The sequence below is a fragment of the Longimicrobium sp. genome (assembly GCA_036377595.1).
Lineage (GTDB): Bacteria > Gemmatimonadota > Gemmatimonadetes > Longimicrobiales > Longimicrobiaceae > Longimicrobium.
Genome location: DASUYB010000108.1, coordinates 45,057 through 59,578, shown reverse-complemented (window position 1 = coordinate 59,578; position 14,522 = coordinate 45,057). Strand labels below are relative to the sequence as shown.

The window sequence follows — 14,522 nt, the reverse complement described above, 5'->3', positions numbered from 1 at the left end:
ACGCGGCCGACGGCCAGCGGCTGGCGGCGGAGTACCTCGACGCGCTGCGCGAGATCGTGGCGCACTGCCGCCTCTCGGCGGGCGGCTACACCCCGTCCGACTTCCCCCTGGCCGCGATCGCCCAGCCGGCGCTGGACCGCGTGCTGGCGGACGCCGGCGCGGGGGCGCGGGGAACGGTGGAGGACGTGTATCCCCTCACCCCGCTGCAGGAGGGGATGCTCTTCCACGCGCTGGCCGAGGAGAGCGCGGCGGGCGTCTACCTCGAGGACGCGCGCCTTCCGCTCCGCGGCGGCGTGGACGAGGACGCGCTCGCGCGCGCGTGGCAGGCGCTGGCGGAGCGCCACCCGGTGCTGCGCACCGCGTTCGCCTGGCGCGGGCTGGAGCGCCCGCTGCAGGTGGTGCTGCGCGGCCTCTCCCTCCCCGTCGAGCGGCTGGACTGGCGCGGACTGCCCCAGGACGAGCTCGAGCCGCGGATCGCGGCGTACCGCGCGGAGGACCGCGCGCGCGGCTTCGAGCTGGACCGCGCGCCGCTCACCCGCGTGGCGATCGTGCGCACGGCCGACGACGCGTGGGAGCTGCTGTGGAGCTCGCACCACCTCCTGTTCGACGGGTGGTCGGCGCCGCGGCTGCTGGAGGACCTGGACGCGCTCTACCGCGCCTTCGCCGCCGGCGAGGAGCCCCGTCTCGTCGCCCGGCGCCCCTTCCGCGACCACGTGGCGTGGCTGGAGGCGAAGGACCGCGGCGCGGCGGAAGCGTTCTGGCGCCGCGAGCTGGACGGCTTCGCCGGCGCGCCGCCGCTCTTCGGCCACGAGGCGGCGGCCCGGGCGCCGCGCGCGTTCGCCGAGGCGCGGGCGCTCCTTCCGCGCTCCGCGGCCGGGCGGCTGCGCGAGCGCGCGGGCCGCGCCGGGCTCACCCCCACCACGCTGTACCAGGGCGCGTGGGCCCTGCTCCTGGCGCGCTACACCGGCCAGGACGACGTCGCCTTCGGCAACACCGTCTCGGGCCGCGCGCCGGAGCTGGAGGGCGCGGAGGAGATGGTGGGGATGCTGATCAACACCCTGGCCGTGCGCGCCCGCGTGCCGGCGGATGCCCCCGCGGACGCGTGGCTGCGCGCGGTGCAGGCGCGCCAGGCCGAGGCGCGCCAGTACGACCACGCGCCGCTGGTGGAGGTGCGCCGCTGGGCGGGCGTCGACCCCGGCCGCGAGCTCTTCGACACGCTCTTCGTCTACGAGAACTACCCCGTCCCGCAGGCGCCCGGCGGGGCGCCGGAACCCGGTGCCGGGTCCGCGGACGGCGAGGTGGAGATCGAGCTCCACGCCGAGCCGCTGGAGCGCACGCACTATCCGCTGGTGCTCTCCGTCGCGCCGACGGCGGAGGGGACGCAGCTGCGGCTGACGTACGACGCCGAACGCTTCGGCGCGGGAACGGCGCGGCGCATGGCCGCGCACTACCTGCGGCTGCTGGAGGAGCTCGCCGGCGCGGGCGACCGGCCGCTGGGCGGACTCTCCCTCCTCTCCGCCGGGGAGCGCGCCGCACTGGTGGCCGCGGGCTCCGCGACAGCCTCGTTCGACGTCGCCCGCGCCCTCCCCGCGCTGTTCGCGGAGCAGGCGGCGCGCACGCCCGGCGCCGCCGCGCTGACGTTCGGCGGCGAGTCCATCTCGTACGCGGAGCTGGACGCGCGCGCTAACCGTCTCGCGCACCGGCTGGTGAAGCTGGGCGCGCGGCCGGACGCGCTCGTCGGCCTCTGCGTCGAGCGCTCGGTGGAAACGATCATCGGCATCCTGGGGATCCTGAAGTCGGGCGCGGCCTATCTCCCGCTCGATCCGGCGTATCCGGAAGATCGTCTGGCGTACATGCTGGAGGATTCGGGGACGGAGATCGCGGTAACGACGGCCGCGCTACGGGATCGTCTCCCGACCGCGACGACCATCGTCTGCTTGCAGTGCGATACCGATGCGATCGCCGCCGAGCCATCGCACGCGCCGGAGATCGCCATCTCCCCCGATTCGCTCGCGTACGTCATCTACACATCGGGATCGACCGGCAAGCCGAAGGGAGTGCAGGTCACGCACGCCAACGTCGCGCGCCTGTTTGCCGCGACCGACCACTGGTTCGGCTTCGGCGAAAGCGACGTGTGGACGCTCTTCCACTCGTACGCATTCGACTTCTCCGTCTGGGAGATCTGGGGCGCGCTGCTGTACGGTGGCCGGCTCGTGATCGTCCCCTTCGAGGTATCTCGATCTCCCGAAGAGTTTTACGCGCTGCTGGAGCGCGAGCGCGTGACGGTGCTCAACCAGACGCCGTCGGCCTTCCGCCCGCTGATGCGCGCGGACGAAGAGGCGGCCGCCCGCGGGGAGATGCGCGACCTGGCGCTGCGCTACGTCGTCTTCGGCGGCGAGGCGCTGGACCCGGCGACGCTGCGCGGCTGGGTGGAACGGCGGGGGGATGAATCGCCCCGGCTCGTGAACATGTACGGCATCACCGAGACGACGGTCCACGTCACGTATCGCGTGATCCAGGTGGAGGATACGGTCGATGGATCGGCGTCTCCCATCGGCATCCCCATCCCCGATCTCTCCGTCCATCTCCTCGATGCGAATGGAGATCTCGTCCCCACCGGCGTCGTCGGGGAGATGTACGTGGGCGGCGCGGGCGTGGCGCGGGGATATCTGAATCGTCCCGAACTGACATCGCAGCGCTTCGTCGCCGATCCGTTCTCGGACAAGTCGGACACGCGGCTGTACCGCTCGGGAGATCTCGCGCGGCGGCTGGAGGACGGCTCGCTCGAGTTCCTCGGGCGCGCGGACGAGCAGGTGAAGGTGCGCGGATTCCGCATCGAGCTGGGGGAGATCGAGTCCGTCCTGCTCGACCATCCGCGCGTCCGCGAAGCCGTCGTCCTGGCGCGCGGCGAGGGCGAGGCGAAGCGGCTGGTCGCGTACGTGGTGGCGGCGGCCGGTGCGTCCGTGTCGCCGATGGAGCTGCGCGCGCACGCGGCGGCGCGGCTGCCGGACTACATGGTGCCCGCCGCGTTCGTGGCGCTCGCCGCGCTTCCGCTCACGCCCAACGGCAAGGTGGACCGCCGCGCGCTTCCGGAACCTGAGGTGGAATCCACCGGACCGTACCTCGCGCCGGGCACGCCGACCGAGGAGATCCTGGCGGGGATCTGGGCCGAGCTGCTGGGCGCGGAGCGCGTGGGCGCGGACGACTCGTTCTTCACGCTGGGCGGCCACTCGCTGCTGGCGATGCGCCTGGTCTCGCGCGTCCGCGAGGCGTTCGGGGTGGAGCTGCCGATCCGCGCCGTGTTCGAGGACGACACGCTGGCTGCGCTCGCCGCGCGCGTGGACGAGGCGCGCCGCGCCGACGCGGGCGAGGCGACGCCGCCGCTCGTTCCGGTCGCGCGCGACGCGGATCTCCCGCTCTCGTACGGCCAGGAGCGGCTGTGGGCGATGGACCGGCTGATCGCCGGCGCGCTCGCGTACACGGTGACAACCACGCACGTCCTCCCGGAGGACGCGGACGCGGCCGTGCTCGCCACCGCGCTGGCGGAGGTGGTGCGCCGCCACGAGATCCTCCGCACCGTCTTCCGCGAGGGCGATGCGGGCCCCGTGCAGGAGGTGCGGCCGCCCTTCGCCGTCGATCTCCCGGCCACCGACCTGCGCGGGCTCGCGCCCGGTGCCCAGGCGCGCGCCGCGAACGAGGCCATCTCGGCAGCTGCCGCCGAGCGCTTCTCGCTCGACCGCCTGCCGCTCCTGGCCGCCTCGCTGCTGCGGCTGGAGGGCGCGTCGGTGCTGGTGTTCCGCGCGCACCACGCGGTCTACGACGGCTGGTCCGCGCGGGTGCTGGAGCACGAGCTGCACGCGCTGTACGACGCGTTCTCGCGCGGCGAGCCGTCGCCGCTGGCCGCGCTGCCGGTGCAGTACGCCGACTTCGCGGCGTGGCAGCGGAAGTGGTTGGAAGACGGGGGGATGGACGCGCAGGTGGAATTCTGGCGGCGCGCGCTGGCCGGCGCCCCCGCCGTGCTGGAGCTCCCCGGCGACCGTCCGCGCCCGGCGATGCCGACGCACGCGGGCGCCGACCTCGCGTTCCACCTTCCGCTTGCCACGCTCGAGGCGGCGCGCGCGCTGGCGCGGCGCGAGGGCGCCACGCTCTTCATGGTGCTGCTGGCCGCGTACGACGTCCTGCTGTCGCGCCTCGCGGGGACGGAGGACGTCGTCGTCGGCACGCAGGTGGCCGGCCGCACGCGCGGCGAGACGGAGGGGCTGATCGGTTTCTTCGTCAACAACCTGGCGCTGCGCACCGACCTGTCGAGCGACCCGTCGTTCAGCGCGCTGCTGGGCCGCGTGCGGCGCACGGCGCTGGACGCGTACGCGCATCAGGACGTCCCCTTCCAGAAGCTGGTGGACGCGCTGGGCGTGGAGCGCTCGCTGGCGCACACGCCTGTCTTCCAGGCCACCTTCGTCCTGCAGACCACCGGCTTCGACACCGCGCCCGCACCCGGCGACGCGTCCGGCGAGGCGTCGGTCGCCGCGCCCGCGGAGCCGCACGCGCGCAACGTCGAGCACGATCTCACCTTCGAGCTGCGCGAGACGGAAGCCGGGTTGATTGGCACAGCCAGCTACAGCACCGAGCTGTTCGAGCACGACACGGCCGCGCGCTTCGTCGCCGAGTACCGGCGCCTGCTCGACGCGCTGCTGGCGGAGCCGGACGCGGCCATCTCCGCCCCGCCCGCGCTGGACGCGGCGGAACGGCGGCTCGTGGTGGAGACATGGAACGCCACCGCAGTCGACACGCCGCGCGCGCCGCTCCACCGCCTGTTCGAGGCGCAGGCCGCCGCCACGCCCGATGCGCTCGCGCTCGTCTTCGGTGCTGAGAGGCTGACGTTCGCGGAGCTGAACGCGCGCGCCAACCGGCTCTCGCGGCGGCTGGTCGCGCTCGGCGTCGCGCCGGAGTCCATCGTCGCGCTGGCGCTGGAGCGTTCGGTGGAGATGGTGATCGCGCTCCTCGCGGTCAACAAGGCCGGCGGCGCATTCCTCCCCGTCGATCCCACCTATCCCGCCGAACGTCGCGCGTGGATGCTGGAGGATTCGGCCGCGCGCCTCGTGCTCACCACCTCCACGCTCGCTGGAGATCTGCCGGCGACCGGGGCGACCGTCGTCGCGCTCGATGCAATCGCGGCGGAGATCGAGGCGGAGGACGATTCGAATCTTTCGGTTGATGTAGATGCGGAGAACGCCGCCTACGTGATTTTCACCTCGGGATCGACGGGGCGGCCGAAGGGCGTCGTCGTGACGCATCGCGGGATCGGAAACCTGGCCGCGGCGCAGCGTGATGCGTTCGGCGTGGAGCCGGGCGGCCGGGTGCTGCAGTTCGCGTCCTTCTCGTTCGACGCCGCCGTCGCCGAGGTGGCGCACGCGCTGCTCTCCGGCGCCGCGCTGGTGATGGCGCGCCCCGAGCAGGCCGGCCCCGATCTGCTGGCGATGATGCGCGACGAAGGCGTCACCGTCGCCACGCTGCCGCCCTCGCTGCTGACCGCGCTCGCCTCCGACGATCTGCCCGCGCTGCGCACGATCGTCTCCGCCGGCGAGGCCGTTTCGGCGGATGTCGTCGCGCGCTGGGCGGATGGCCGGCGCTTCGTGAACGCGTACGGGCCGACGGAGACCACCGTCTGCGCGACGGTCGCGATCGATCCGTCCGCGGATTCGCGCCCGCCGATCGGGAAGCCGATCGCCAACGTGCGCGCGTACGTGCTGGACGCGCGGATGCGGCCGGTGCCGCCCGGCGTTCCCGGCGAGCTGTACGTGGGCGGCGTCGGCGTGGCGCGCGGCTACCTGGGCCGGCCCGGCGTGACGGCGGAGCGCTTCGTCCCCGACCCGTTCGCAGTCGAACCCGGCGCACGGCTCTACTGCACGGGCGACCGCGCGCGCTGGCTGCGCTCGGGCGAGCTGGAGTTCCTGGGCCGCGTCGACGCGCAGGTGAAGGTGCGCGGCTTCCGCATCGAGCCGGGGGAGATCGAGGCCACGCTGCGCGCCGACGCGTCCGTCCGCGACGCCGTCGTCATCGCCCGCCAGGATCCGCCCGCGCCGATGCGGCTCGTCGCCTACGTCGTCCCCGCGGATTCGATCAAAATCGACGCGGACGCGCTGCGCGAGCACCTGGCGGCGCGGCTGCCCGCGCACATGGTGCCGGCGGCGATCGTCTCCATCCCCCAGATCCCCCTGACGCCGAACGGCAAGGTGGATCGCCGCGCGCTCCCCGCCCCCGCGGCGGAGACGCACGCCGATGCCGCGCCGCGCACACCGGCGGAAGAGGCGCTCGCCGCGGTCTGGGCGCAGGTGCTGGGCGTCGGTGAGATCGGAATCCACGACAACTTCTTCGCGCTCGGCGGCGATTCCATCCTGGCCATCCAGGTCGTTTCGCGCGCCGCCCGGGCGGGCTATCGCATCACCGCGCGCGAGATCTTCCAGCACCAGACGGTTGCCGAGCTGGCGCGCGTCGCCGAGCCGATCTCCATCTCCCGAACGCCCACCGAGGAGCCGGGGCCCGTCGTCGGCCCGGCGCCGCTCACGCCGATCCAGCGGTGGTTCTTCGCGCAGGAGTTCGCCGAGGCGCACCACTGGAACATGGCGTACCTCGCGGCGGCCGCCGAACGGCTGGACGCTGCGGCGCTGGAGCGCGCGCTGGCGGCCGTCATCGAGCATCACGACGCGCTCCGCCTCCGCTTCGCCCGCGGCGACGGCGAGTGGACGCAGACGTTTGCCGCGCCGGGTGATGCGACGCCGTTCGAGGTGATGGACTTCACCGCGCTCGCGGGCGATGCGCTCTCCGCAGCCATCGAGGCGCACGCGGCGGAGGCGCAGGGGCGGCTGGATCTGGAGCGCGGTCCCATCACCCGCGTTGTTCTCTATCGGGGTGGAGATGGCGAGTCCGATCGCTTGCTGTGGGTGATCCATCACCACGCGGTCGATGCGGTCTCGTGGGAGATCCTGCTCGAAGACCTCGAGGCCGCGTACCGGCAGACGCTGGCGGAGACGGCGGTTCATCTCCCGCCCAGGACCACGTCGTACCGCCGTTGGGCCGAGCGGCTGGCCGAATGGGCGCGGTCCGCCGACGCCGCGGCCGACGCGGATTGGTGGTTGGCGCAGCCGTGGGACGCCGCCCGCCCGCTCCCCACTGGCGCCCCCGACGGCGGCGACCTGGAGGCCGACGCCGGCGCCGTCGACGTGGCGCTCGACGAGGAGACGACGCGCGCGCTGCTGCAGGACGTGCCGCCCGTCTACGGCACGCAGGTGAACGACGCGCTGCTGGCGGCGCTCGCCCGCGCCCTGCGCGCGTGGACCGGCGGCGACGCGGTGGCGGTGGAGATGGAGGGGCACGGCCGCGAGGAACTGTTCGCGGGCGTGGACGTGTCGCGGACGGTGGGATGGTTCACCAGCGCCTTCCCGGTGCTGCTCGACGCCTCCGCCGACGACGCCGGCGCGCTGCTGCGGGCGACGAAGGAGACGCTGCGCTCGGTGCCTCGGCGCGGCGTCGGCTTCGGTGCCATGCGCTGGGTGGCTGGAGATGCGCGGCTGGCGTCGATCCCCGTGCCCGAGGTGAACTTCAACTACCTCGGCCAGTCCGGCGGCGGCTCCGGCGCGGCGGGATGGCTCGGCGGGGCGAAAGAGAGCGCGGGCGCGTACCAGTCGCCGCGCAACCGGCGGCCGAGCGCGGTGCAGGTGATCGCCACGGTGGTCAGCGGGCGGCTGCACGCACGCTGGATCTACCCCGGCCGCCGCTTCTCCGCGGACGAGGTGCAGCACATCGCCGACGCCTTCATCCAGGGGCTCGGCGAGATCGTGGCGCACTGCCGCGTGTCGGCGGGCGGCTACACGCCTTCCGACTTCCCGCTGGCCTCCGTCGATCAGCCCACGCTGGACCGCGTGCTGGCCGAGTTCGGCGCCGGCGCGCGCGGCACGGTGGACGACGTATATCCCCTTACGCCGTTGCAGGAGGGGATGCTCTTCCACTTGCTCGAAGGGTCAGCGGGAACCGGCGCATACGTCGCCGACAACCGCTTCTCGCTGCGCGCGATCGACGAGCAGGCGCTGGCGCGCGCCTGGGATGCGCTGGTGGAGCGCCATCCCATGCTCCGCACCGCCTTCGCCTGGCGTGGCCTGGAGCGTCCGCTGCAGGTGGTGCTGCGCGGCGTCAGCTCACCGCTGGAGCGGCTGGACTGGCGCGGGCTTTCGGACAACGAGGTCGAGACGCGCATCGCAGCGCACCGGGCGGCGGACCGCGCGCGAGGCTTCGCGCCGGACCGGGCGCCGCTCCTGCGCGCGGCGCTGGTTCGCACGGCTGACGACGCGTGGGAGCTCCTCTGGAGCTTCCATCACCTCCTGCTCGACGGGTGGTCGGCGCCGCGGCTGATGGAGGACCTGGGCGAGTTGTACCGTGCCTTCACCGAGGGCGATGCCCCGCGACTCGTGGCGCGCCGTCCCTTCCGAGACTACGTGGCGCTGCTCGAGGCGAAGGACCGCGGCGCGGCCGAGGCGTTCTGGCGCGGCGAGCTCGAGGGCTTCGCGGGCGCCGGGCCGCTCCCGGCAGCGCGCCCCGCCGCGCCCGGCCACTCCCCCACCGTCTTCGGCGAGGCACGGATGCGGCTCGGCCGCGCGGCCTCGGAGCGGCTCCGCGCCCGGGCGGGTGCGGCGAGCCTCACCCCCACCACGCTGTATCAGGGCGCCTGGGCCCTCCTCCTGGCCCGCTACTCGGGCGAGGATGACATCGCGTTCGGCAACGTGACCTCCGGCCGCCCGCCCGAGCTGGACGGGGCCGAGGAGATGGTGGGGATGATGGTGAATACCGTCCCCGTCCGCGCTCGTGCCTCGTCCACGGACGGCGCGTGGAGATGGCTCCGCGACCTGCAGCAGCGCCAGGCCGACGCGCGCCAGTACGACTACGCGCCGCTGGTCGAGGTGCGCCGCTGGGCGGGCGTGGAGCCGGGCCGCGAGCTCTTCGAGACGCTGTTCGTCTACGAGAACTACCCGGTGCCTGCGGCTCCCGACGGAGCGCCGGTGGACGAGGCTGATCCGGGAGATCTGGAGCCCGCCGACGCCGAGCCGCTGGAGCGCACCAACTATCCGCTGGTGCTGGCCGTGGCGCCGTTCCTCGCCGGCACCGAGGTGCGGCTCACCTACGACGCCGAGCGCTACGACGCCGCCACCGTGCGGCGCATGGCCACGCACTACCTGCGGCTGCTGGAGGAGCTCGCCGGCGCGGGCGACCGGCCGCTGGGTGGACTCTCGCTGCTCTCCGCGGAGGAGCGCGCCGGGCTGATCGCCGCCGGTTCCGCGACGACCTCGTTCGACGTCGCCCGCGCGCTTCCCGCGCAGTTCGCGGAGCAGGCGGCGCGCACGCCGGACGCCGTCGCGCTGACGTTCGGCGCCGACTCCGTCACCTATGCGGAGCTGGACGCGCGCGCCAACCGCCTCGCCCATCGGCTCATGAAGCTTGGCGCGCGGCCGGACGCGCTCGTCGGCCTCTGCGTCGAGCGCTCGGTCGAGACGATCGTCGGCATCCTGGGGATTCTGAAGTCGGGCGCGGCCTATCTCCCGCTCGATCCGGCGTATCCGGAAGATCGTCTGGCGTACATGCTGGAGGATTCGGGGACGGAGATCGTGGTGACGACGGCCGCGCTGCGGGATCGTCTCCCGACCGCGACGACCATCGTCTGCCTGCAGTGCGATGCCGATGCGATCGCGGCGGAGCCGTCGCACGCGCCGGAGATCGCCATCTCCCCCGAGTCGCTGGCGTACGTCATCTACACGTCGGGATCGACCGGGAAGCCGAAGGGGGTGCAGGTCACGCACGCCAACGTCGCCCGCCTCTTCGCCGCCACCGACGCGTGGTTCGGCTTCGGCGCGAGCGATGTGTGGACGCTCTTCCACTCGTACGCCTTCGACTTCTCCGTCTGGGAGATCTGGGGCGCGCTGCTGTACGGCGGCCGGCTGGTGATCGTCCCCTTCGAGGTATCTCGATCTCCCGAAGAGTTTTACGCGCTGCTGGAACGCGAGCGCGTCACCGTGCTGAACCAGACGCCATCCGCCTTCCGCCCGCTCATGCGCGCGGACGAGGAGAGGGCGAATGAATTCGCTGTAACAACTACACAAAGTCCGCCTTCGCGGACTGGGACGCAGCCTGGTTTCGCTGAGGCAGGCCCCGCAACGGATCTCGCGCTTCGCTATGTGATCTTCGGCGGCGAGGCGCTCGATCCGGCCACGCTGCGCGGCTGGGTGGAGCGGCGGGGAGATGAATCGCCCCGGCTCGTGAACATGTATGGCATCACGGAGACGACCGTCCACGTCACCTATCGCGTGATCCGTGCTGAGGATACGGTCGATGGATCGTCTTCTCCCATCGGTATCCCCATCCCCGATCTTTCCGTCCATCTCCTCGATGTGAATGGAGAGCTCGTCCCCACCGGCGTCGTCGGGGAGATGTACGTCGGCGGCGCGGGGGTGGCGCGGGGATATCTGAATCGCCCGGAATTGACGGCGCAGCACTTCGTCGCCGATCCGTTCTCGGACAAGTCGGACACGCGGCTTTACCGCTCGGGTGACCTGGCGCGGCGGCTGGAGGACGGCTCGCTCGAGTTCCTGGGCCGCGCGGACGAGCAGGTGAAGGTGCGCGGATTCCGCATCGAGCTGGGCGAGATCGAGTCCGTGCTGCTCGACCATCCGCGCGTCCGCGAGGCCGTCGTCATGGCACGCGGCGAGGGCGAGGCGAAGCAGCTCGCCGCCTGGGTCGTGGCGGACGGAGATGTCTCCACCGCCGAGCTGCGGGCGCACGCGGCGGCGCGGCTGCCGGACTACATGGTGCCGGCCGCGTTCGCCGTGCTCGACGCGCTTCCGCTCACGCCCAACGGCAAAGTGGACCGCCGCGCGCTGCCGGACCCCGAGGCCGCGTCGGGCGACGGCTTCACCGCGCCGCGCACGCCCACGGAGGAGATCCTGGCGGGGATCTGGGCCGAGCTGCTCGACGTGGAGCAGGTCGGCGCGGACGACTCGTTCTTCACGCTCGGCGGCCACTCACTCTTGGCCACGCGGCTGGTCTCGCGCATCCGCGAGTCGTTCGGCGTGGAGATGCCGATCCGCGCCGTGTTCGAGGACGACACGCTGTCCGCGCTCGCCGCGCGCATCGACGCCGCGCTGCGAGCCGGCGACGGCGTGCGGCTCCCGCCCCTCGTCCCCCGCCCCGACGGCGGCGACGCGCCGCTCTCGTTCGCGCAGGAGCGGCTCTGGATCCTGCAGCGCCTGGCCCCGGAGTCGCCGGCGTACAACGTCCCGCACACGCTCCGCTTCGGGGGCGCGCTGGACGCCGGCGTGCTGGAGCGCGCGCTGGCAGAGATCGTCCGCCGCCACGAGGTGCTGCGTACCGTCCTCGTCGACACGCCCGCCGGCCCGGTGCAGCGCGTGCGCGCGCTCGACTTCCATCTCCCGCTGCAGGACCTCACCCATCTCCCGCCCGAGGCGCGCGAGGCCGAGGCGGCGCGGCGGGTGGCCGAGGACATGGCGGCGCCGTTCGCGATGGACCAGGGCCCGCTCTTCCGGGTGACGCTGCTGCGGCTGGCGGAGGTCGACCACGTCCTGCATCTGACCGCGCACCACACCGTGTTCGACGGGTGGTCCGCCGGCGTGTTCGAGCGCGAGCTGGCGGCGCTGTACGACGCGTTCGCGCGCGACCTGCCCTCGCCGCTCCCCGCGCCGGCGGTGCAGTACGCCGACTACGCGGCGTGGCAGCGCGGGTGGATGACCGACGAGGCGGCGGAGCGGCAGGTGGCGTTCTGGCGCGAACGGCTGGAGGGCGCGCCGCCGTTGCTGGAGCTGCCGACGAGCCGTCCCCGCCCCGCCGTGCAGGGCTACGCCGGCGGGATGGTGGGCGGAGAGCTGCCGCCCGCGCTGCTGGCCGGCGTGCGCGCGCTGGCCCGCCGCGAGGGCGCCACGCCGTTCATGGTGCTGCTCGCCGCGCTCGACGTGGTGCTGGCGCGCTGGTCGGGGCAGGACGACGTGGTGGTGGGCACGCAGGTGGCCGGGCGCACGCACGGCGGCACCGAGCCGCTGCTCGGCGTCTTCCTGAACACGCTGGTGATCCGCGCGGACCTGGGCGGCGATCCGTCGTTCCGCCAGGTTCTGTCCCGCGTGCGCGAGGCCACGCTGGGCGCGTACGCCCACCAGGACGTGCCGTTCGAGCGCGTGCTCGACGCGCTCCGGGTCCCGCGCTCGCTGGGGCACTCGCCGGTGTTCCAGGTGATGGTCAACTACCAGAACTTCGGCGAGCGCGGCGACGCTCCGTCTGGCCTCGAGCTCCTCCCCTTCGGCGGCGGCGGCGACCCCGTCACCAAGGTGGATCTCACGCTCTACGCGGCGGAGACCGCGGAGGGGCTGGGGCTGGCGCTCGTCTATGCCGCCGAGCTGTTCGACGAGCCGCTGATGCGCGAGCTGCTCGAGCAGACGGGGCGCGTGCTGGAGGAAGCCGTCGCCGATCCCGCCCGCCCCACCGGCGCGCTCTCGCTGCGCACGCCCGAGGCCGACGCCTTCCTCCCCGACCCCGCCGCGCCACTGGACGGTGCGTGGCGCGGGAGCGTCCCCGCGCTCTTCGCGCGTCGCGCGACGGAGCGGCCGGACGCGGTCGCGGTGGAGGACCCGCGCGAGCGGTGGACGTACGCCGAGCTGGACGCCGCCACCGCCCGCCTGGCGCGCCGGCTCGTCGACGGCGGCGTGGCCGCGGGCGACACCGTGGCGATCTGGGCGCACCGCTCCGCCGCCCTGCCGCGCGCGCTCGTGGGCGTGCTCCGCGCCGGCGCGGCGTTCGTGGCGCTCGACCCGGCATATCCCCCGGCGCGCCTGGCCGAGTACGTCCGCATCGCGGCGCCGCGCGGCTTCCTGCGCATCGCCGCCGCGGGTGAGGTGCCGCCCGAGGTGGAGGCGGCGCTCGCGGAGTTCTCCCCCGTCTCCATCACCCTCGGAGAGCGGACCGGTTCAATCGACGGCGTGGACGGGCTCGCGTCCGTATCTCCCGATGCGTTCGAGGTGGAGATCGGGCCGGACGCGCTGGCGTACCTCTCCTTCACCTCGGGGACCACGGGCGCGCCCAAGGCGGTGATGGGGCGCCACGGCTCGCTCACGCACTTCACCCCGTGGCTGGCGGAGCGGTTCGCGCTGGCGGCCGAGGATCGCTACTCGCTCCTCTCCGGCCTCGCGCACGACCCGCTGCACCGCGACGTATTCACCCCGCTGCAGCTGGGCGCGGCCGTGGTGGCGCCCGACCCGGCGGAGGTGGGCACGCCCGGGTACCTGGGCGAGTGGATGGCCGCGGCGGGGATCACCGTCGCGCACCTGACGCCCGCCATGGGACAGCTGCTGGCCGACGTGGCGGAGCTGGGGGATGACGGGGACGGCGCCGGCTCGATCCCCGCGCTGCGCCGCGCCTTCTTCGTGGGCGACGTGCTGATGCGCGGCGACGTGGCCCGGCTACGCCGCCTCGCCCCCGGCGTGACGGTGATCAACTACTACGGGTCGACGGAGACGCAGCGCGCCGTCTCCTATCACGTCGTCGACCCCGACGCCGGTCCGGACGCGAAGCCGATCATCCCGCTGGGGATGGGAATCCCAGACGTGCAGCTGCTGGTGCGCACGCGGACGGGATCGCTGGCCGGCGTCGGCGAGCTGGGCGAGGTGTGGCTGCGCAGCCCGCACGTGGCGCTGGGCTACCGCGGCGACCCGGCGCTCACCGGCGAGCGCTTCGTGGAGAACCCGTGGACGGCCGAGGCGGGCGACCGGATGTACCGCACCGGCGACCTGGGCCGCTACACCCCCGCGGGCGAGGTGGAGCCCGCCGGCCGCGCCGACCAGCAGGTGAAGGTGCGCGGCTTCCGCATCGAGCTGGGCGAGGTGGAGGCGGCGCTGGCGAAGCATCCCGCCGTCCGCGAGGCCATCGCCCTGGCGCGCGGCGAGGGCGACGCGAAGCGGCTGGTGGCGTGGCTCACGCCGTCGGCGGGCGAGCAGCCTGCCGCGCGCGAGATGCGCGAGCACCTGCGCGCGATCCTCCCCGACTTCATGGTCCCGTCGGCGTTCGTGTGGCTCGACGCGCTCCCGTTGACGCCCAACGGCAAGGTGGACCGCCGCGCCCTTCCCGACCCGGCGGCGGCCGCCGCGCCCGTCGTCACCGCGCCGCGTACCCCCACGGAGGAGGTGATCGCGGAGATCTGGGCCGAGGTGCTGGGCGTGGAGAGCGTGGGCGTCGAGGACGACTTCTGGATGCTGGGCGGCCACTCGCTGCGGGCCACGCAGGTGCTGGCGCGGATCAACCGGGCGCTGGAGGTGGAGATCCCGCTCCGCGTGCTCTTCGAGAATCCCACGGTGGCCGGCCTGGCCGCCTGGGTCGAAGCCGCCGGCGGCGGCGCGATCGCCGATGCGCTCGCCGAGCTCGAAGGCCTGAGCGACGAAGAGGTAGCCGCCCTCCTCGCCGAAATCGGCGACGAGGCGTGA

1 protein-coding gene (only partly in view) is annotated in these 14,522 nt (G+C 73.7%); it reads left to right on the top strand.

The features are described 5' to 3' along the window. A protein-coding gene (locus VF092_19235) for a non-ribosomal peptide synthase/polyketide synthase (protein HEX6749438.1) crosses the window boundary here: on the top strand, nucleotides 1-14,522 show its 3' portion. The gene continues 12,604 nt to the left of window position 1, outside the view; only the last 14,522 of its 27,126 coding nucleotides appear in the window; the start codon falls outside the window, past its left edge; its stop codon occupies nucleotides 14,520-14,522.